Origin of the sequence: Amycolatopsis sp., assembly GCF_025464955.1 — a bacterium.
Classification (GTDB): domain Bacteria; phylum Actinomycetota; class Actinomycetes; order Mycobacteriales; family Pseudonocardiaceae; genus Amycolatopsis.
This window is the reverse complement of record NZ_JAODNM010000093.1, coordinates 109,500-129,767: the sequence shown is the minus strand read 5'-3', so window position 1 is coordinate 129,767 and position 20,268 is coordinate 109,500. Positions and strand designations below refer to the sequence as shown.

17 protein-coding genes are annotated in these 20,268 nt (G+C 69.2%); 9 read left to right on the top strand and 8 right to left on the bottom strand.

What is annotated here, in order from left to right:
* Positions 1-97: 97 nt before the first annotated feature.
* The 5 genes from JWQ81_RS21620 to JWQ81_RS21600 all read right to left on the bottom strand — a co-directional run bounded on the left by JWQ81_RS21620 (position 98) and on the right by JWQ81_RS21600 (position 5,559).
* The gene (locus JWQ81_RS21620) at positions 98-892 is read right to left on the bottom strand and encodes a DUF5336 domain-containing protein (protein ID WP_297544282.1); all 795 of its coding nucleotides are present in this window, start codon (positions 890-892) and stop codon (positions 98-100) included.
* Between the two features lie 224 nt (positions 893-1,116).
* The gene (gene sucD, locus JWQ81_RS21615) at positions 1,117-2,004 is read right to left on the bottom strand and encodes a succinate--CoA ligase subunit alpha (RefSeq protein ID WP_297544281.1); all 888 of its coding nucleotides are present in this window, start codon (positions 2,002-2,004) and stop codon (positions 1,117-1,119) included.
* A 5-nt stretch (positions 2,005-2,009) separates the two neighbouring features.
* Positions 2,010-3,179 (bottom strand): ADP-forming succinate--CoA ligase subunit beta, encoded by a 1,170-nt coding sequence (gene sucC, locus JWQ81_RS21610; RefSeq protein WP_297544280.1) that lies wholly within the window; start codon positions 3,177-3,179, stop codon positions 2,010-2,012.
* Between the two features lie 125 nt (positions 3,180-3,304).
* The gene (locus tag JWQ81_RS21605) at positions 3,305-3,718 is read right to left on the bottom strand and encodes a hypothetical protein (protein ID WP_297544279.1); all 414 of its coding nucleotides are present in this window, start codon (positions 3,716-3,718) and stop codon (positions 3,305-3,307) included.
* Positions 3,719-3,720: 2 nt separating this feature from the next.
* Positions 3,721-5,559 (bottom strand): hypothetical protein, encoded by a 1,839-nt coding sequence (locus JWQ81_RS21600; RefSeq protein ID WP_297544278.1) that lies wholly within the window; start codon positions 5,557-5,559, stop codon positions 3,721-3,723.
* Between the two features lie 581 nt (positions 5,560-6,140).
* On the opposite strand from JWQ81_RS21600, the gene JWQ81_RS21595 reads away from it, so the two are divergent.
* Complete coding sequence (locus tag JWQ81_RS21595) at positions 6,141-6,824, top strand: M23 family metallopeptidase (protein ID WP_297544336.1); 684 nt, start codon at positions 6,141-6,143, stop codon at positions 6,822-6,824.
* Positions 6,825-7,385: 561 nt separating this feature from the next.
* Here the strand turns inward: JWQ81_RS21595 and JWQ81_RS21590 are convergent.
* Positions 7,386-8,612 carry an FAD-dependent monooxygenase gene (locus JWQ81_RS21590; protein WP_297544277.1) on the bottom strand — a complete coding sequence of 409 codons (1,227 nt, stop codon included), beginning with the start codon at positions 8,610-8,612 and terminating at the stop codon, positions 7,386-7,388.
* 114 nt (positions 8,613-8,726) lie between these two features.
* On the opposite strand from JWQ81_RS21590, the gene JWQ81_RS21585 reads away from it, so the two are divergent.
* Positions 8,727-9,680 (top strand): Lrp/AsnC family transcriptional regulator, encoded by a 954-nt coding sequence (locus JWQ81_RS21585; protein ID WP_297544276.1) that lies wholly within the window; start codon positions 8,727-8,729, stop codon positions 9,678-9,680.
* Positions 9,681-9,722: 42 nt separating this feature from the next.
* On the opposite strand, the gene pcrA is transcribed toward JWQ81_RS21585, so the two are convergent.
* Entirely contained in the window at positions 9,723-12,155 is a 2,433-nt protein-coding gene (pcrA, locus tag JWQ81_RS21580) for a DNA helicase PcrA (protein WP_297544275.1), read from the bottom strand.
* Positions 12,156-12,281: 126 nt separating this feature from the next.
* Here pcrA and JWQ81_RS21575 point away from each other — a divergent pair, with 126 nt between their 5' ends.
* The 7 genes from JWQ81_RS21575 (at position 12,282) to JWQ81_RS21545 (ending at position 19,357) form a co-directional block, all read left to right on the top strand.
* Positions 12,282-12,686 carry a DUF1707 domain-containing protein gene (locus JWQ81_RS21575; RefSeq protein WP_297544274.1) on the top strand — a complete coding sequence of 135 codons (405 nt, stop codon included), beginning with the start codon at positions 12,282-12,284 and terminating at the stop codon, positions 12,684-12,686.
* Positions 12,687-12,854: 168 nt separating this feature from the next.
* Complete coding sequence (locus JWQ81_RS21570; protein ID WP_297544273.1) at positions 12,855-13,187, top strand: chorismate mutase; 333 nt, start codon at positions 12,855-12,857, stop codon at positions 13,185-13,187.
* Between the two features lie 100 nt (positions 13,188-13,287).
* Positions 13,288-13,602: a hypothetical protein gene (locus tag JWQ81_RS21565; protein ID WP_297544272.1), complete on the top strand. Its 315-nt coding sequence runs from the start codon at positions 13,288-13,290 to the stop codon at positions 13,600-13,602.
* Positions 13,603-13,937: 335 nt separating this feature from the next.
* The gene (locus tag JWQ81_RS21560; RefSeq protein ID WP_297544271.1) at positions 13,938-15,221 is read left to right on the top strand and encodes a hypothetical protein; all 1,284 of its coding nucleotides are present in this window, start codon (positions 13,938-13,940) and stop codon (positions 15,219-15,221) included.
* A gap of 282 nt (positions 15,222-15,503) precedes the next feature.
* Positions 15,504-16,427 (top strand): hypothetical protein, encoded by a 924-nt coding sequence (locus tag JWQ81_RS21555; RefSeq protein ID WP_297544270.1) that lies wholly within the window; start codon positions 15,504-15,506, stop codon positions 16,425-16,427.
* A gap of 228 nt (positions 16,428-16,655) precedes the next feature.
* A complete protein-coding gene (locus tag JWQ81_RS21550) occupies positions 16,656-18,257 on the top strand; it encodes a serine/threonine-protein kinase (RefSeq protein ID WP_297544269.1) in 1,602 nt (533 codons plus the stop codon).
* A gap of 23 nt (positions 18,258-18,280) precedes the next feature.
* The gene (locus tag JWQ81_RS21545) at positions 18,281-19,357 is read left to right on the top strand and encodes a serine/threonine-protein kinase (protein ID WP_297544268.1); all 1,077 of its coding nucleotides are present in this window, start codon (positions 18,281-18,283) and stop codon (positions 19,355-19,357) included.
* A 3-nt stretch (positions 19,358-19,360) separates the two neighbouring features.
* Here JWQ81_RS21545 and JWQ81_RS21540 read toward each other — a convergent pair whose 3' ends face one another.
* Positions 19,361-20,260, bottom strand: coding sequence for a LysR family transcriptional regulator (locus tag JWQ81_RS21540; protein ID WP_297544267.1), 900 nt, complete (start codon positions 20,258-20,260; stop codon positions 19,361-19,363).
* Positions 20,261-20,268: the final 8 nt, after the last annotated feature.

Here is a 20,268-nt window from a genome sequence, read left to right as displayed (position 1 = left end):
CCGAGCCGCGGAGAGCATGCCCACCCGGTCGGGGCATGACCCGGGAAAAAACCACCCGCTGTGACACGGAGCGTCACAGCGGGTGGTTTCGGGTGGATCAGCCCTGCTGGCCGAAGCCTCCAGGCGGGGTCCCGGGGGGCGGCGGCTGCTTGCCGGCCTCCGGTGACGACGGCTGCTGGAAGAACTGGCCCTGCTGCGGGGCGTAGGTCGTCGACTGCACACCCGGCCCCGCGGACGACGCCGACGGCGGGTTGAACTGCGCGAACGGGTCCGGCTGCCCGGCCGGCGCGCCCGGAGCACCGGGGCCACCAGGGCCCTGCTGCTGCGGCTGCTGACCGAACTGGTGCTGCTGCTGGCCGAACTGCGGCTGCTGCCCGGGCTGGCCGAACTGCTGGCCGTACGGGTTCTGCGGCACCGCGGGCTTGGGCGCCGGCGGCTTGATGACGCCGTAGTCGAGCAGCACCGCGGCGACCGCCGCCAGCATCTGCAGGATGCCCAGGATCAGGATCACCGTGATGATGGTGGGGATGGTCCCGGAGGCCTGGACGATCGCCGACAACGCGGACAGCCCGCCGATCAGGCTGAAGATCGCCGCGAACGGCAGCGTCTTCGGCGCTTTCGGCAGCAGCGTCACCGCGGCGAGCAGGCCACCGGCGAGCAGGTACCTGACGTTGTCGTTGAACGGCGCGGCGTCCGAGGAGAAGCTGACGAAATAGCTCACGAGGCCGAGGGCCGTCACGACCAGCGCCGAGATGAGGCCGAAGTCCGGTGGCTTGGGCGCCGACGGGGCCGGCGGCTGCGACTGGGGGAACGATCCGGTACCGGGCGCCGGTTGATAGGGCTGGGCGCCGCCCTGTTGGGGGTACCCGGGCCCACCGCTAGGGAAGGTCATCCGTTGCTCTCCTGTCGTTGACCCCGCGTCCGGGAGCGGGACACCCGGGACGAACGAGGCGTCAGTGGTGGGGAAACGCTAGCGCACGCAAGCGCGTCTGAAGACACTCGGTAGGAGGACGTCCGGCGGCGGTGATCGGTTCCCCGCTCCCGACATGGGAAAGGCCGGACATCGAAAAACGATGCCCGGCCTTTCACTGAAGCCGTCCGAACCACCCAAAATGCCTAGAGAGCGTGGTAAAGCTCCCGGGCGAGCTGAGCGGTTTCGCTCGGGGTCTTGCCGACCTTGACACCGGCCGCCTCGAGGGCGTCCTTCTTGGCCGACGCCGTGCCGGAGGAGCCGGAGACGATGGCGCCGGCGTGGCCCATCGTCTTGCCCTCGGGCGCGGTGAAGCCCGCCACGTAGCCGACGACCGGCTTGGTGACGTGGGCTTTGATGTAATCCGCGGCGCGCTCTTCCGCGTCCCCACCGATCTCACCGATCATCACGATGACCTCGGTCTCGGGGTCGTTCTGGAACGCCTCGAGCGCGTCGATGTGCGTGGTGCCGATGACCGGGTCGCCGCCGATGCCGATGGCGGTGGAGAAACCGATCTCGCGCAGCTCGTACATCATCTGGTAGGTCAGCGTGCCGGACTTCGACACGAGGCCGATCTTGCCGGCGCCGGAGATGTCCGACGGGATGATGCCCGCGTTGGACTTTCCGGGGCTGATGATGCCGGGGCAGTTCGGCCCGATGATCCGGGTCTTGTTGCCCTTGGCGTTCGCGTGGGCCCAGAAGTAGGCCGAGTCGTGCACCGGGATGCCCTCGGTAATCACCACGGCGAGCGGGATCTCGGCGTCGATCGCCTCGATGACCGCGTCCTTGGCGAACTTCGGCGGCACGAAGATGACCGACACGTCGGCGCCGGTCTCCTTCATCGCCTCTTCGACGGTGCCGAAGACGGTGAGGTCCTTGCCCTCGATGGTGATCGTCTGGCCCGCCTTGCGGGCGTTGACGCCACCCACGATGTTGGTGCCGGACTTCAGCATCTTGGTCGCGTGCTTGGTGCCCTCGGACCCGGTGATGCCCTGGACGATGATCTTGCTGTTCTCGTCAATGAAGATCGACATGTTTGTTACGCCCCCGCCGCTGCGAGCTCGGCGGCCTTGTCTGCCGCGTTGTCCATTGTGTCCACCACGGTGACCAGCGGGTGGTTCGCCTCGGCCAGAATCGCGCGGCCTTCGATGACGTTGTTGCCGTCGAGCCGGACGACGAGCGGCTTCGTCGCGCTGTCGCCGAGGATCTTGAGCGCCTCGACGATGCCGTTGGCCACCGCGTCACAGGCGGTGATCCCGCCGAACACGTTGACGAACACGCTCTTGACGTCCGCGTCGCCCAGGATGACGTCCAGACCGGCCGCCATCACGTCGGCCGAAGCGCCGCCGCCGATGTCGAGGAAGTTGGCGGGCTTGACGCCGCCGTGCTTCTCGCCCGCGTACGCCACGACGTCCAAAGTGGACATCACGAGGCCCGCGCCGTTGCCGATGATGCCGACCTGGCCGTCGAGCTTGACGTAGTTGAGGTCCTTCGCCTTGGCCTTGGCCTCCAGCGGGTCCTCGGCGTCCTTGTCGACCAGCGCGGCGTGGCCGGGCTGGCGGAAGGACGCGTTCTCGTCGAGGGTGACCTTGCCGTCGAGCGCGATGATCTTGTTCTGCGGATCGCGGACCAGCGGGTTCACCTCGACCAGGGTGGCGTCCTCGGCCACGAAGGTCTCCCACAGCTTGACCACGACGTCCGCTGCCTCGTCGATGACCTCGGCGGGGAAGTTGCCCTGCTTGAGGATCTCGAGGGCCAGTGCCTTGTCGACACCGGCGATCGGGTCGATGGCGACCTTGGCGAGCGCCTCGGGACGCTCGACCGCCAGTACCTCGATCTCGACACCGCCCTCGGAGGACGCCATCGCGAGGAAGGTGCGGTTGGAGCGGTCCAGCAGGAACGAGAAGTAGTACTCCTCGGAGATGTCGGAGGCTTCCGCGACCAGCACCCGGTGCACGGTGTGGCCCTTGATGTCCATGCCGAGGATGGCTTCCGCCTTCTCCTTGGCTTCGTCGGGGGTCTTGGCCAGCTTCACGCCGCCGGCCTTACCGCGCCCGCCGACCTTCACCTGCGCCTTGACGACGACCTGGTTGCCGATCGCCTCGGCCGCGGCCTTGGCTTCATCCGAACTGCTGGCCACAGAGCCGGGCAGAACCGGTACTCCGTGGGCGGCGAAGAGATCCCTCGCCTGGTACTCGTAGAGGTCCACTGCTCCAGTCTCCTGACGACACGCCATCGTGCTGAATTAACCGCTGAATAAGTACTGCCGATTCCGACGCTGACGAGGTTAGCGACCTGGACAGAGGCAGGGGACCTCGCACCTGGTGAAGTCCGTCACCGTATGCGGTCAGACGGTGCTTTCGGGGTGTGAGTCCGCCCACCGGCCAGCCAATCTGTGACCTCGGCGAGCGTTTTGAACACCGGAAGCCGCCCCGGAGCGATCGGACGGACGACCGCATCGGGTGAATCGCGCCAGCCGAACATCCGAAGCTCGGGGATGGCCGCGGCGACCGAGGCGACCACCTCGGCGAGATCGGCGGCGTCTTCGGCGTCGGAGGCAGCGCCGTTCACAACGAGTCCCAGCGCGTCCGGGTCCTCCTGCTCGACCGTGCTCAGCACCTGCGCCGCGGACGTCAGCAAGCCCGCGTGGACGACCTCGATACCTTCGTCACGCAGCGCCCTCGCGAGGACGGCCGCACGGCCGACGTCGACCAGTTCGACGAGCACCACCCTCGGCAGCGCGCGCACAGTCAGGCTTTCCGCGGCAGACGTCGCGTACGTCGCCGACCGCCGGCCACGGCGAGTCCCGCGGCGAACAGCAACGCGAGCACGCAGGCGAGCGCCAGCCAGAACCCGATCCCCACGGTGGAACCGGCAACGGAACCCCCGACGAACGGCAGTTCGGCGGCTCGCAGCGCGATCACCGCGGCCGCGCCGACGAGCAGACCGGCGGCCGCGAACGACCGGGACCCCAGCGCGAGCGCGGCGGCGCCCAGCACGGTCGCCAGCGCGGCGACCAACCCCCAGGACGAGGTCTCGAAGTTCGACCACAGGCCGGGGGAAACGTAGTCAGGGGCGGTGAAGGTCGGCAGGCCGAAGGCTCCGACGGCCAGGATCGCCGCGACCACGAGCGGCATGAGCAGGCTGCTGCCGGCCATGGCGGCCAAGTCGAACTCGGCAGGGGCGGGGGGTTTCGTGATGCCTTCGAAGGACTCGACGGCTTCGACGGCTTCGTCGGTTTCATCGTCGGTGTCCCGCTCGACAACACCGGTGATCACCGAGCAGCCCGCGGTGAGCGACGCGCCCAGCATCGCCACGCAGGTGAAGATCACGCCGGGTCCCGCCGAGTAGTCGGCCGCGATCCGGGTGGCCACCAGCGCCGTCCCGAGGACGGCCGCACCGGAGAGCAGCACACCGACCCAAGCGGCCGACAGCACCGGACGCACGAGCCGCGACGTCACGGGCAGCACGACCAGCAAGCCCAGCACACCGACCAGACCACCGGCGATCATCAGCACCGGCCGGGCCGGGCTCTGCGGCACGGGGAGCCCGCTGACCGCGGTGACCTGCGCGAGCAAACCGCCGGCGAAAGCAGCGCCTGCCGTCAGCACCGCGAGCACCCCGGTCGTCAACTGCCACCAGAACAGGCCGGGCACCCGGGCTTCGCCCGCGAGGTCCTCCTCGGTTTCACCTTCATCGACCGACTCCCCCGCGCCGAGGAAGGCGACGCCGGCCAGCGCGACCGCGGCCACCACTACGGCGATCGGCCCCGGGGCGACGTGCAGCGCGGGTACGGACCACCCCGCCGCCAGGTCGGGCACGACCACCGCGAGCAGACCCGCGACGAGCCCGAGCAGGGTGCCGCGCGCGATCCCGTCGACCGGGGAACCCATCGCCATGACCACGGCGAGCAGCAGCCCGAACGCGAGCACCAAGCAGCCGCCCAGCACGAGCAGCGAGCCCTCGAACGCGCCGCGGGCGACCAGGTTGCTGTCGTCCGAACCCATCGGTGCCATCAGCAGTCCGACTCCCGCGACGACCGCCGCGAACGAACTGAACAGCAGCCAGCGTCGCCGCTCGGGCACCTGCCCGCCGACGGACTCGGTCTGCGCCCGGGCGAACCGCGCGGCGACCAGCCCGGCGATGATCGTGAGGACGTGCCCGGCGAGCAGCGCCCATAGACCCGCGCCCGCGCCCGTGTTCACCAGCACGGTGGGCAGGTAGAGCTCCGGCCGTGTCGCTGTCGACGAGTCCGTGAGGAACTGCAGGTCCAGGAGCAGCCTGCCGGGAGCGATCACGGCGAGCCCCATGAGCAGCCCGGCGACCGCGGCATGCCGCCTGGTCAGCACGAACGCCGCGCCAACCACGAGCGGTAGTACCGCCAGCACGACCAACAGCGGACGGCTGCCGAAACCGGGCACGGCACCGTCGACCACTGGCAGAAGCGTGCCGACCACCAGGGCGACGGCCGCCAGGACTTCGATCGACAGGGCCGCAGTCAGGATAGGACCGGGACGCCTCTCAGTGTCGTCAGCCTGGGCTCGGGACGCTGAGGGCCGCTCGTCTGAGGGCTTGGAGGGCGCGGTCATCGGGTGCGACGCTAGCAAGCCACCCGCTTGCGCCGATCGGCGCAACGCTGGCCGGTCCACCGGACTCCATCGATTGGCGCTCTGCAACGCGGCCACGCAACCGGATATTCCGGCGCTCAGTCGCTCATGAAGCCGGTTTTTGTGCCTCCTCACCCGGACGAGTGCCCGAATTCCTGTAACGCAGATCACATCGAACGGAGTAATCCTCTGTCAACTTTGCGTAATACCCACTGCTAGTGGACGGACACAACCTCCCCGTTCGGCCGACACGCCAGCGGGATCTTGCCCACAGTGGTGCCCCTTCGTTACTGTCCCGAGGTCCCCATTACAGTCAGGTCACGAATAGGACGCCGAGCAACCACCCCCGAGGTTGCTCACCGGGATCCCCCGCCCGGGCGACCGAGCTCGTTCGGAATCTGGCTCCCCGCACATGGATGGAAGGCTCCGTCTTGGCTTCACACCGCTCCCCCGGCGGCCAAGCTCCTTCCCCGGTCCTGAAGGACGCACTGGACGGTGCCGTCATTCGCGTCCGGGGTTCGCACCGGATCGCTCCGCCCTCTTCGGCACTACGCGGCCGAGTCGTGGTCGCGGCCGTGGCAGCCGGCGCCTTCGCCGCAGCCGCCGCAGGCCAGACCCTCCACTCCATCAGCGGCGAGTCCGACGCCGCCGTGACCCCGTTGGCCAACGCCAGTGACGCGAGTGCCGCGTTCGGTGTCGGCGGAGCTGCCTCGGGCGGTGCCCCGGAACTTCTTCCCTCCACGCAGGTCGTCGACGCCTCGGCAGAGGTCCAGAAGCTGACCGACAGCGCGCAGATCACCGCCGCTCGCGAGCAGAAGGAATCCGACGCGGCCAAGAAGGCTGCCGACGAGGCCAACCAGCCCAAGACCTGCCTCCCCGCGCACGGCACCTTCACCTCGGGCTTCGGCGCGCGGTGGGGCGCGCAGCACCTGGGCATCGACATCGCGAACTCGATCGGCACCCCGATCTACGCCGCCTCCGACGGCGTCGTGATCAGCGCGGGCGCGGCCAGTGGCTTCGGCTTGTGGGTACGGACGCAGCTCGCCGACGGCACGATCCAGGTCTACGGCCACATGAACACCTTCTCGGTGCACGTCGGCCAGAAGGTCACCTGCGGCCAGCAGATCGCCGAGATCGGCGAGCGCGGCCAGGCGACCGGCCCCCACCTGCACTTCGAGGTGTGGAAGTACGGCACGACCAAGATCGACCCGCGGCCCTGGCTCGCGGCGCGCGGCGTCGTCGTCTAAAGCATCGCCGTCGTTTGAAGCATCGTCGTCTGAAGCAGCATCAGCTGAACCTGCAAAGTCCACACCAGCACCGGTGAGCGTGTGACCGGTGCTCCAGGCGCCCTCGCTTGAGGGCGCCTGTTCTGTTGGTACCGCTTGAGACCCGGTGAACTGTTTCCCGGCATGTGCTTCCAGCAGCCTGTTCGGCTCACCGCCGCTCGCCGGGCAATCGGCGGACGAAGTACCCCACCGCGACCTTCCACACCGAGCACAGCTCTCCTGCGCCCGATCCTCGACGCGCACGCCGGCCACGTCCGCAGAGCGCACATCGCCCGTCCGCCCCGAGCTCGTGCATCCGTAGTAACGATCGCCAGGCCGCGACCAGCCTGACCACCTCTGCCGTCGACGGTTCCCGAGCCGTCCCTGATGCCGCTGCCCCTGATGCCGCTGTCCCCACGGCACTCCGCAAGTAATCCAGTACCCCATCAGCCAGAAGACGAAACAAAACCTCGTCCACACCGTCGCCCCCCTCCCGGGTCGCCGGTCCACCCAGCATACCCCACCGATCGAACTTGTGTTCGACTATAGGTATAGCGGAGGGGTACGACAGTTTCGGAACTTGGGGACCGAAGAGCCTTTCAGCGGGGTTCGCCGAACCATCGGGTAGCGGATCGCCATCCCGGACATGAGGTCGGCGAGATGGTTCTGAGCCTGCGGCAGTTGCGCCATGGCCGTGAAGAGCTCTCGGGTGGCCGTCACGGCCGGGTCGCGGGTGCCTTCCCAGTCCATCAGCAGGCCCTGCGCCTGGACGTTGCGCAGCACGGCGGCGCCGGCCGGGTGCCGCTCCGCGTGGTGGCTGTCGAGCAGGGTTTCCGGTGCCCAGCCGCGCACGGCGGCGCCGAGTTTCCACCCGAGGTTGAGCGCGTCCTGCATTCCGGTGTTCATGCCCTGCGCGCCGAGTGGGAGGTGGACGTGTGCGGCGTCGCCGGCCAGGAACACCCGCCGGTGGCGGTAATGTGCGGCCTGCCGGGCGGCGTTCGTGATGCGGCGGGCATAGCGCAGTTCGAGTAGTTGCACCCGCGATCCGAACACCACACGCAGAGCGTCGCGAATTTCGCCCTCGGTGACGGGAGCCTCCCGGGGCAGCAACTGCCCTGGCCCGCCGAAGGCGAGCCGGCGCAGCGGCCTGCCCTGCGGATCAGTGCCCAGCGGGAACAGGTGAGCCCAGTGCCCGTCCTCGCCCCAGGTGTGCGTCATCGACTCCCCGACGCCGCTCAGCCGCACGTCTGCGGCAACCACGGTCACCGTGCCTGCCCGACCGGGAAACTCGTCCCGCACCAACGACCGCACCCTGCTGTGTCCGCCGTCTGCGGCCACGAGGTACCGGGAGCGGACGGTTGAGCCGTTGGCGAAGGTCGCGGTAACGCCGTCCTCATCCTGTTCGAGGCCGACCAGATCGTGCTCCCGCTGGACGTGGATGCCTTGTGCGGCAAGGTGTTGCTCGAAGAACCCCTCGATCACCACCTGCGGGATGGACCGCCACGGCAGGCGGCGCCGGGCGAGCGGGAGCTGGATACCGGCGAAATGGGCGGTCGTGAGGGGGTGGTTTCCGGTGGCCAGCAACGGTTCCAGCAGGCCGCGCTGGTCAAGTGCCGCCAGCGTCCGGGACTGCACGCCGCCCGCCTTCGACAGGTCGCTGCGGTGCGCGCGCTTGTCGGCCAACACGGTCGACACCCCGGTCAGCAACAGGTCGTTGGCCAGTGTCAGGCCGGTCGGGCCGGCGCCGACGATGAGTACTTCAGTATTCATGGATTCTCCCCTGATTGCGTCTGTCAGCACAGGAGTGACGCTCCGCCAGCAGCCCGACGCGGGCCAGAAACCAGCTCAATTGCACCGATATCCGACACTGTTAGCATCAAATCGGTGGAATCTGACTACAGCGAGCTGGATCTTCGGCTCGTGCACGCCCTGCAGATCGACCCTCGGGCCGCGTTCAGCACTATCGCGGAGGTTCTCGGCGTGTCGGATCGCACCATCGCCCGCCGGTACACCCGGTTGCGGGCGGCCGGCGCGGTGCGGGTGCTCGGCGCGGTCGACCCGACCGCGCTGGGTGCGACGCAGTGGTTCCTGCGGGTGCGTTGTGCGCCCGGAGCGTCAGTCCCGGTCGCCGAGGCGCTGGCCCGACGTCCCGACACGTCCTGGGTGAGCCTCACTTCGGGCGGCACCGAGATTACGTGCACGGTCCGCACCGAGAACGAGGCCGACAGCGAGACGCTGCTGCTGGCCAAGCTCCCCCGCACGCCCAGGGTGGAGGGGGTGACGGCGCACTCCGTGCTACACGTCTTCTATGGCGGCCCGGACAACCTGATCGCCAAGCTCGGCGCGCTGGACGAGGCGGCGATCGAGCGGCTGCGCCCGCCCCCGTTGCCGAATCGAGGAGGACCGGTGCGTCTCGACGACGTCGACCGGAAACTGCTCGCCGCCCTCGCCGCTGACGGCCGGGCCGGGTTCGAGCACTTGGCCTCGGTGACCGGCTGGTCGCCGACCACGGTCCGACGACGAATGACGGAACTGCGAGAACACGGGGTGTTGTACCTCGACCTCGACGTCGACGGAATGATGTTCAGCCTTGCCACCCGAACCCTGCTCTGGCTTTCGGTCGCCCCCTCGGCTCTGCAGCAGACCGGTGAGGCGCTGGCAGCGCATCCGGAGATCGCGTTCGCCGCCGCCACGACCGGGCCGACCAACCTGTGTGCGAGCGTGGTGTGCGCCGACCAGCGGGAGCTCTACCGGTACCTGACCACCCAGGTGGCCGCCCTGCCGGCCATCACCCACATCGAAACGGCGCCGGTGATCAGGACCGTCAAGCAGGCCTAGTGAGTGGCCAGACCGGCTCTAACCGGCCGGAACGCTCACGAGTCAGAGTTTCACCATGGGGACGCTGCCGATGAGCATCAGCCGGACCTTGCCGGAGGCGCCGAAGTCGATGGTGGCTGTCGCGCGTGGGCCTTCGCCGTCGGTCTGGAGGACGGTGCCGAGCCCGTACTTGTCGTGGCTGACCCTGTCGCCGACGTCGAGTTTCAGGGCGACGGTGTCCTTCCAGCCCTTGAACGACGTCGTGCGCATGCCACCGGCCGCGATGCCCGCCTGCGCGGAGTCGCCCCCGAAGCTCGACTTGCGGCCCCAGGTTGTCGCCGTTCGCTGCGAACTGCTCTCGCCGAAGCCACGTGACGGTGCCTCGCGGCGCCAGTCGATGAGTTCGGCGGGGATTTCGTCGAAGAACCGCGAAGCCGGGTTCGCCATCGGCTGGCCCCACGCGGAGCGCACTATGGCGCGCGAGAGGTACAGACGCTGGCGGGCCCGCGTGATCGCCACGTAGGCCAGCCGCCGCTCTTCGGCGAGCTCGGCCGGGTCACCCAGGGCACGCATGTGCGGGAAGATGCCGTCCTCCCAGCCGGTGCAGAACACGACCGGGTACTCGAGGCCCTTCGCGGTGTGCACGGTCATCAGCGTGACGACGCCGGAATCGGCCTCGCCGTCGCCGCCGTCCGCCGCCGGGATCGAGTCCGCGTCCGCGACCAGGGAAACCCGTTCGAGGAAGGCGGGCAACGAGCCTGGCGCCGGTACCCCGGCTTCTGCCTCGGCATCACCGACGACGACGTCCGCCGCGTCCGGGGGCGCGATCTCGGCGTTCAGCTCGGCGAACTCGCGGGCGACCGTCACCAGTTCGGTGAGGTTCTCGACCCTCGACGCGTCCTGCGGGTCGTCCGACTCCTCAAGCTCGGCGCGATACCCGGAACGCTCCAAGACGGCCTCGAGCACGTCGGCCACTTCACCACCCGCGTCAACCAGCTCGCGAAGCCCGTCGAGCAGCTCGATGAAACCGGTGATCGCCTTGGCGGAGCGCGGGTTCATCAACGGGACCGTGCCGTCGATCGTCTCGCGCAACGCCGACGCGAACGAAATCCGCTGCCGCTCGGCGTGCGCGGCGACCACCGCTTCGGCGCGGTCGCCGATCCCCCGCTTGGGGACATTGAGGATCCGCCGGAGGCTGACCGTGTCCTCCGGGTTGGCCAGCACGCGCAGGTACGCGAGCATGTCGCGCACCTCACGACGCTCGTAGAACCGCACCCCGCCGACGACCTTGTACGGCAGCCCGAGCCGGATGAAGATCTCCTCGAACACGCGCGACTGGTTGTTCGTGCGGTAGAAGACCGCGACATCCGAATAGTTCGCGGCGCCCTGGTCGGCCAGCGAGTCGATCTCACCGGCGACGAACGCGGCCTCGTCGTGCTCGTTGTCCCCGACGTAGCCGACGATCTTCTCGCCGTCCCCGGAATCGGTCCACAGTCGTTTGGGCCGCCGGTTCGGGTTCCGGGCGATCACCGCGTTCGCGGCCGACAGGATCGTCTGCGTCGAGCGGTAGTTCTGCTCGAGCAGGATCGTGCGCGCGTTGGAGAAGTCGTGCTCGAAGTCCTCGATATTGCGGATCGTGGCGCCGCGGAAGGCGTAGATCGACTGATCAGCGTCACCCACCACGCACAGTTCGGCCGGTTCGACGCCGGACTCGCTGACGTCGGTGCCCACCAGCTCGCGGACCAGCGTGTACTGCGCGTGGTTCGTGTCCTGGTACTCGTCGACCATCACGTGCCGGAAGCGGCGGCGGTAGTACTCGGCGACATCCGGAAAAACCTGGAGCAGCTCGACCGTGCGCATGATCAGGTCGTCGAAGTCCATCGCGTTGGCCTGCTTGAGCCGGCGCTGGTACTCGGCGTAGACCTCGGCGACCTTACGCCCGAGGTCGTCGCCCGCCTGCGCGGCCGCGGCGTCGGGATCGAGCAGCTCGTTCTTGAGGTTCGAGATGTGGATGGCCAGCGTGCGCGCCGGGTACCGCTTGGCGTCGAGGTCGAGATCCCGCGCGACAAGCGTGATCAGCCGCTTGGAGTCGTCGGAGTCGTAGATCGAGAAGCTCGACGACAGACCGAGCGTTTTCGCCTCACGCCGCAGGATCCGCACGCACATCGAGTGGAAGGTCATCACCCACATCGCGTTCGACCGGCGGCCGACGAGCTCGCTGACGCGGTCGCGCATCTCGGCTGCGGCCTTGTTGGTGAACGTGATCGCCAGTACCTGACCGGGATGTACCGCCCGTTCGCCGAGCAGGTAAGCGATGCGCCGCGTCAGCACGCGCGTCTTGCCGGAACCGGCACCGGCGACCACCAGCAGCGGCGCGCCGACATGGGTCACGGCCTCGCGCTGTGCCGGGTTCAGGTCGTCGAGCAGCTCGGATCGGCGGCGCGAAGCCGCGCTGTCGAACGGGTTGTCCGGGTGCAGATCGAAGAGGGTGCTCATCGAGGGTCCACGCTACCCGGGGGCACTGACAGGTTTGGTGGCGGCGGGCTACCGCGAGGGGCGTACGCGCGGATGTCGCCTGCGGACCGATGCGCGCCGAACCGGGCGCGCGGAGCATCGACGGGTATGGAACCCCAGATCCCGAACCGGCTTCGCGCCGCGGACAACGACCGACAACGGGTAGCCGACGCCGTCCAGGCGGCCGGCGCCGAAGGCAGGCTGACCTTCGAAGAAATCGAGGACCGCCTCAGCGCGGTCTACGCCGCCAGATACACCGACGAACTCGGCGCGCTCACCGCCGACCTGCCCAAGGAGCCGGTCCCGCGGAGCAGGCGGCCTGCGCCCCACGTCACGCTCCGGATCCACGCGGCGGTTCTCGTGGTGCTCGCGGTGCTGCTGACCGTGCGGTGGGCGGTGTCTCCCGCGCCGTTCTTCTGGCCGGTGGCCCCGATCTTCTGGCTGGCGATGAGCCTCGCCGTGCACGCGCGGATCCGCGGCGCCCGGCACCGGAGGTCGGCTTTTATGCCATAATGATCGGGTGCAGCACGACGCGTACCGATTTTTCTACGGGATCCGGACTCCGGCTCCCGTGATCGCGTAGTGCCCGACGCGCTATCACCCGCAGCCCCGGAGTCCACGGACCCGGGGCTTTCGTCTGCTCAGGGGCCGGCTGGGAGTCCGGCCCCAAGAGAGGTCCAGATGAACGCGCAGACCGACCAGACCGCCAACGAAGACGCCGCCGACAGTGCCGACAGCGCCAGTCACGTGGTCGACCTGCCGGCGCCGACGGCCGAGGAGATCGGCGAGCTCCGCAAGGAGATCGACTTCCTCGACGCCGAGATCCTGCGGCTGGTCAAACGCCGGGTCGAGGTGTCGAAGACGATCGGCGTCGCCAGGATGGCCGCCGGCGGCACCCGGATCGTCTACAACCGCGAGATGGACGTGCTCGCCCGGTACCGCGAGCTCGGCCCGGAAGGCCGCCGCTTGGCGATGGCGCTGCTCGATCTGGGCCGCGGCAGGCTCGGCCGCTGACCTCGATCCCGGCGAGGCTCGCGGGGGGCTGCGCGAATTCTTCGCGAATCTCAGGGTGTTCCCCGAGCCGAATACCCCATAACGCGGGCACACTGGACACATGGACTGGCTCATCAACCTGATCGCCGTCGTGATCTCGATCGCCAGCGTGCTGGCGGCCCTCGGTCACGTCGGTTATCTGGCAATGCTCAACAACGCCGCGAACAAGCGCGCGGGCGGTTCCCCGGTGGCGCAGTACGTGCGCGGCCGCTGGGTGATCGCCGGCAGCACCACCGCGGCGTCCCTGCTCGCCTGGTTGCTCACCGCCGGTCCCGCCGGCACGGACATCCTCGCCATCATCCTGGCCGGCGGCAGCGGTGTCGTCGCGACCAAGGCCTTGCAATCGACACAAGCGAAGTACCGCAGCGGCGGCTGACCGGGGCCGTGACGGACGGCGAGTGCGCCAACTGGGGATATAGCACTGCGTAGCGTGAGCGACGCCCATTTGGCCGCGCCCGTCAGAGTGAAAGAGCTGCAACTTGCAATCCTGACGAGACGAAACACGGTCTCGGCTTCTAGTCTGATGCACGTGAGGACCCTCGTGTCTGGGTCGGGCGATGCCCGCGAGACGCGTTCGGCAAACGGCCGTGCGCGTTCTTCGGTGCATGCGCGTGCAGATGCTCAGGAGTTCGCCCAGCCGGATATTCGTCCAATCGGCTTAACCCGGCCCCTGCCACCGTCAGAAGACGCTCATGAGACGGTCGTCACGATATGAGCGGCGGGGCGGACCACATCCAAGAACCTCCAGCGGGCGCAGGACGACACCGGCGCGGCGGCGCTGGCGCCTGGACGCCTGCCGTCCCGCCCCGGCACGACCACAGCCGGCACGAGCTGGGCAGCCGAACGGTCGATCCGCCGTCCGCCGGCGCGCTCCCGCTCCCCTCCCTGCACCGGCCCTCCGTACACCGTGGAGAGCTTCCCCACCGGGAATCCGCCTCCGGGTATCTGTCGTCGAACGGTGAACTTCCCGTCCAGCGGGTCCAGGGCAGCCTGGCCGCGCCGGAACCCGCGCGCCTGCCGCGTCGCGAGGTGGCGCTCCCACAGCCCCAGGTGGCCGCGTCGACCGAGCTCGAGACCACCGGGACAACAGCGGCAGCAGTGTCCCCAGTCTCAGCGGCGTCGGATCCGGTCCTCCGCCGCACGAAGATCACCTTCACCCCGACCGAGCCCGTTCGGCCCGGTTCGGAAGACGACGAGGTGCGCGTCTACCTCGCGCCGCCGGTCGACGGGCTCGGCACGTTCGATCTCGGCAGCGTCCCCGCTTCGGTGACCCCGCCCAAGTCCTGGCGCAAGGCCGCGTGGTTCGCCGCTGTCTCCTCCGGCGGTGTGGTCGTCTCGCTGCTGTTCGCCGGCACGCTGCTGGTGGGCAAGCCGGACATCAACCAGGCGACCCAGGGCTGGCCCGGCGACCAGGGCGGTTCCCCGCAGATCACCGGCGAGCAGAACCCCAACGTCGCCGGTCTCCCCAACGGCACGTCCAAGCGCGCACCGGGTGACCCCAGGCCCGATTCCGGCAGCCGGACCGTCCCCAGCGAGCAGCTCGCGCGCAACGACGGCGGGATGAACCCGCCCGCCGCGCCCGCGCCGACAACCGGGGCGACGATGACCGACTCACCCTCGTCGACGGACTCCGTCCCACCACAGCCGCCGTACACCCAGCCGCCTCGCGAGACGACGCCCGCGCCCTGGTACTCGATGCCGGCGGACGCCTCGACCATGGGCAACAACACCGAGACGTTCTTCAAGACCGTGGCCAGCGACCCGGCCGCGGCCCAGCAGGTCACCACCGGCGAACTGCACGACCAGGGGCCGCAGGCGCTCAAGCAGCGCTACGCCAACGTGGCCTACTTCCAGGTCAAGAACATCAGCATCGATCAGAACCGCGGCGTCACCGTCAGCACGGTGGAGATCACCCATAAGGATGGGACGCAGACGCTCACGCAGCAAACACTGACCTTCAGTGACGACGCGAAGATCGAGAGCGACGGCAGGTAATTGCAGCTGCACGTGCGCATAACCGTGCTTGCTGCACGTGCGGTGCGTTAAGCGGTTATCCCTGGTCCGGGTGGGTGACGTACGCTGCCGTTCGTCGCCGGACGACAGCATTCCGGCGACGGGTACTGGTCGCCGGGGACAGCACAGGGTTACCTGGAATCACGTGGTCCGACCCGTCCATGTGTGAGCCGAACGGCCCAGCACCAGCGGCCGAACAGCCCAGCGAACCCCAGGAAAGCCATCCCCGAACGGGACCGGCCCGGAATGACAGCGAGGAAACCCGTGCACGATCGGCAGCGAGCCCGGCGCCAGTCGTCGGACGCGAACGGCATCGACGCCGTTGAAGACGCCGTGAATGCCGTTTATGGGGTCTATGACGTCGAGGACATCATCCCCGCCGAGATCCTCAACGACACCAGGGTCGACCGCGAGTACCTCGAGCAGGTGTTCCGCGAGCCGCAGAAGTTCCTGCCCCCACGGGAGAGGCGGGCCGGCGCCCACGCGGCGGACTCGGCGGACGATTCCGACGCGGACACCGAGCAGCCGCCACACCGGGAAAGCACCCTCGCGCGGCGTGCCAAGCTGATCGGCCTGCTGGCCGCGGGCGCGCTCGTGATCGGGTCCGGGATCGCGGCGTCCACGCTGACCGCCCCGCATCGGGTCCAGATCGCGTCCGAAGCCGACACGCAGGGAATCAGCGGCGCGGCGGCCCTCGGCGGCTTCGCGGTGCCCGACCAGGCCGCCCCAGGCCAGCACCACTCCACGAAGACCACCCCGGCGGCGAAGCAGCCCTCAGCCCAGCAGTCCCCCGCCGCGCAGCAGGAACCCGGCATGACCACGCCTGAGTCCCCCGCGGCGCTGGCCCCGACCAGCGCGCGGAGCGAAATCCCGCCCACGACGTCGGCGAAGCTGAACGCGGTGAAGAAGTTCTATACGACCGTCGACAGCAACCCCCAAGGCGCGCTGGCCCTGCTGGACCCGCTGCTGGCCGGCGAACAGCCCGGCGACCTGGTCCGCACCTGGGCCTCGATGACCTCGATCCAGCTGCAGCAGGCCATCGTCCAGCCTGACGGGTCGATCAAGGCCGTGGTGATGATGCTGCAGCCCGACGGCAGCCACCTGCTGGTGACGCAGCTCCTGAAGATCACCGACAGTGTCACCAACCTGATCTCCGATGCCAAGCTGCTCTCTTCACAGCGGCAGTGAGCGGTTGGGCCCTCCGCGCGGATAAGCGCAGGTCGGGGCGAGCACAGCGTGCCGGATGTGTGCGCGCAGAGTGAACGCCTAGCCTTGTCACGGACCGGTCTCGGGAAATGCCGGTCACAGACCACTACATGTGCATACGCTCCAGCCCTGCGGCGCCGCATCTGCTCGCCGCCCACCGCGGTGGTCACCCACCGGGTGGAGAAGGCCGGAGCCCCAGAAGGAGGTCGCGTGAGCGACGAGGGTCGCCTGGTCGCCGGTCGATACCGCATCGTGCAGCGGATCGGCACCGGCGCCATGGGTGCCGTCTGGCAGGCACATGACGAGGTTCTGGCGCGCACGGTCGCGGTCAAGCAGCTCCTCCTCCAGCCCGGCTTGGAGGAAGGCGACGCCGAAGACGCCCGTCAGCGCACGATGCGCGAGGGCCGGATCGCCGCGCGGCTGCATCACCCGAACGCCATCACGGTGTTCGACGTCGTCACCGACGACCGCGACCAGCCCTGCCTGATCATGGAGTACCTCAACTCCACCAGCCTGGCGGCCGTGCTGCAGGAGCACCACACGCTGCCGCCGACCGAGGTCGCGCGGATCGGCTCCCAGGTCGCCGCCGCGCTCAAGGAAGCGCACGCGGTCGGCATCGTGCACCGCGACATCAAGCCCGGCAACATCCTGCTCGGCGGCAACGGCACGGTGAAGATCACCGACTTCGGTATCTCCCGCGCCAAGGACGACGTCACGGTCACCAAGACCGGGATGATCGCCGGCACCCCGGCCTACCTCGCGCCCGAGGTCGCCATCGGCGGCGACCCCGGCCCGGAGTCCGACATCTTCTCGCTCGGCTCGACGTTGTACGCGGCCTGCGAGGGCCAGCCGCCGTTCGGCCTGAGCGAAAACACGCTGAGCCTGCTCCACGCGGTCGCCGCCGGACAGATCAACCCGCCCCGGCAGTCCGGGCCGCTCGCCAGCGTGCTCGCGGTCCTGCTGCACCCGGACATCCACCAGCGGCCGACGGCCGAGGAGTCCGAAGAGCTGCTCTCGGCGGTCGCCAGGGGCGAGACACCGCTGGGCGGCCCGGCCGGACCGACCATGATGGCGCCGGTCGCGGGGATGCTCGCCGGCGGCGAGCTGGAGGACGGCACCCGCGCGTTCAACGGCGACGAGCTGCCCGCCGGGCATTCGGGCACGCTGCTCGACAACCCGGAGCCTCCCGGCGGCTACTACGACGAGCAGGACGACGACTACGCCCCCGCGACCGGCTACCCCGAGGACGACTACGACGGGTACGACCACCAATACGAGGCGGCGCCCCCGCACGGCGGTATGTCGGCCACTCGCGCCGTCCCGCTGGCCGGCGGATACGACGACGAGGACTACGAGGACGAGCCCCCGCCGCCCGCGCGCGGATCCCGCGCCGACCGGCCCGAGGACGAAGACCAGCCCAAACCGGGCGCCTGGAAGATGCCGGTCCTCATCGGCGCGGTCGTGCTGGTGGCGATGATCGGCCTGGGGCTGTGGCTGTTCAGCGGGAAGAACCCCGCACCGGCCTCGCAGAACACCCCGATCAGCCCGTCGCCGTCGTTCACCCCGACGTCCGTGCCGACGACCCAGGACTTCCCGACGAGCTCGGACACCGCGCCGACCTCGCCGACCACCAGTCAGCAGCAGACGTCGTCGCGGCGCACCTCGGAACAGCAGTCGGACCCGCAGCAGCCCCCGCCGCCGGTGGATACGCCGACAAAGCCAACGAAGCCGACGACGTCGAAATCGGTGCCTTCGACGTCAGACACACCAACGTCGTCATCGACTACGACGCCGACCAGCCCGGCGAGTTGACCCGTGATCGCTGAAGGAATGCTGTGAGTACTGAAGGTTCGGTGGTCGGCGAGCGGTACCGACTCGACCAGCCGATCGGCCGGGGCCGGGCGGGCATCGTCTGGCTCGGGTTCGACACGCGGTTGCACCGGACGGTCGCGCTGAAGCCGATGTACATCCCGCCGGGCCTCGATCCCATGCAGACCGAGCAGGCTCGCGTGCAGGCCCTCGCGGAGGGCCGCAACGCGACGCAGGTGGTGCACGGCTGCGCGATCACCGTGCACGACGTGTTCCGCGAGGGCACGGACATCTGGCTGGTGATGGAGTACATCCCGTCACGCAGCATGGCCCAGTTCCTCGCCGAGCACGGCAGGCTCACCCCGGAACAGGCCTCGTCGCTGGGGATCCAGCTGGGTTCGACACTCGCCGCCATGCACGCGGCCGGGATAGTGCACAAGACTCTCGAACCGGGGAACGTGCTGCTCGCCGACGACGGCGGCGTCAAGATCACCGACATCGGCATCACCGGCGGCGGCCCGCGTGCGGCCTATCGCGCCCCCGAAGTGGCCCGTGGCGAACCGGCCGTTCCCGCTTCCGACGTCTTCTCGCTGGGCGCGACGCTGTACACGGCTGTCGAGGGAGTGCCTCCGTTCGGCGAGAACGGGCAGGGCACTCCGCCCACGCCGCACAACGCGGGTCCGCTGACCGGCGCGCTGATCAAGCTGCTGCGGTCGGATCCGGTGACCAGGCCGACGATGAACGACACGGTCCGTTCGCTCAGCGCGATCACCGAAGGACGGCAGACGGCGTTCGTACCGCCGACGGCCCCGGCCATGCCGACGATGCCGGTCTCCTGGCCGATCCAACAGCAGGCTCCGGTAATGGCTCCGCCGCAAACGCCTTCGCAGCAACAACTTCCCACCCAGCAGATCCAGCCGCAGCAGATCCAGCCCCAACAGCAGCAGCCGGCGCCGACCCAGTACGCCCCGGCACCGAGGCCCGCTCCCGCGCCGCCCCAGGCACGCGACTCCGCCGCGCAGCGGACGTGGATCATCACCGCGCTCGCGATCCTGGGCGCGATCGTCGTCGGCATCCTGGTGTCACAGCTCTTCTTCGTCTGACGCTCAGCCGACGACGGCCGCTTCGCGAAGAACCTCGATGAGCCGCCGTACGGACGGTTTCTCCCGAGCGTGCGCGCCGATGGCCGCGTAGATCGGCCGGAACGGTTCGGGCCGCCGGATCTTCCGGGTCACGACGCCCGCGTTCTGGCTGCCCAGTGCCAGTTCCGGTACCAGGCAGACACCCAGTCCCGCAGCGACAAACCCTTGCGCTGTCTGGTAATCCTCGGCCTCGACGGCGAAGTTCGGGGTGAACCCGGCGGCGGCGCACGCGTCCATCACGGTGTCGCGGCACGGCCCCGGCGGCCATTCGGTGCCGACCCAGCTGTCTTCGGCCAGCTCGGCAAGATCAAGGACCCGCTTGCGCACCAACGGATGCGCTCGGGACAGCACCACCCGATACGGATCGTCGAGCAGGTGCACCAGCTCGATGCCCTTGGCCGGCGGGCGCAGCTGCGGAATCACCACGATCGCCACGTCCGCCCGGCCCTTCTCGATCTCGGGCATCGGGTCCTCCGGCTCGACGAGCTTCAGGTCGAGTCGGATCCCCGGGAACTCGCGTCGGACGGCGGCCACCGCGGGCGGTACGAGCGCGGCACCGGCCGTCGAGAAGTAGCGGATCGCCAACCGGCCCGTCCGGCCTTCCTTGAGCTCGGTGAGCGCTGCTTCGGCCTTGGACAGCTGCGCGCTCACGACCTCCGCGTGCTCGGACAGCAACATCCCGGCCGGGGTCGCCCGCACCCCGCGGCCGACGCGTTCCAGCAGCTCGACCCCGGCTTCCCGTTCCAGGGTGGACAGCTGCTGGCTGATCGCGGACGGTGTGTAGCCCAGGTTGCGGGCGGCCGAGGTGATGGAACCGCTGGTGATCACGGCCCGGAGTACCTGCATGCGGCGGACGTCGAGCATGACGCGAT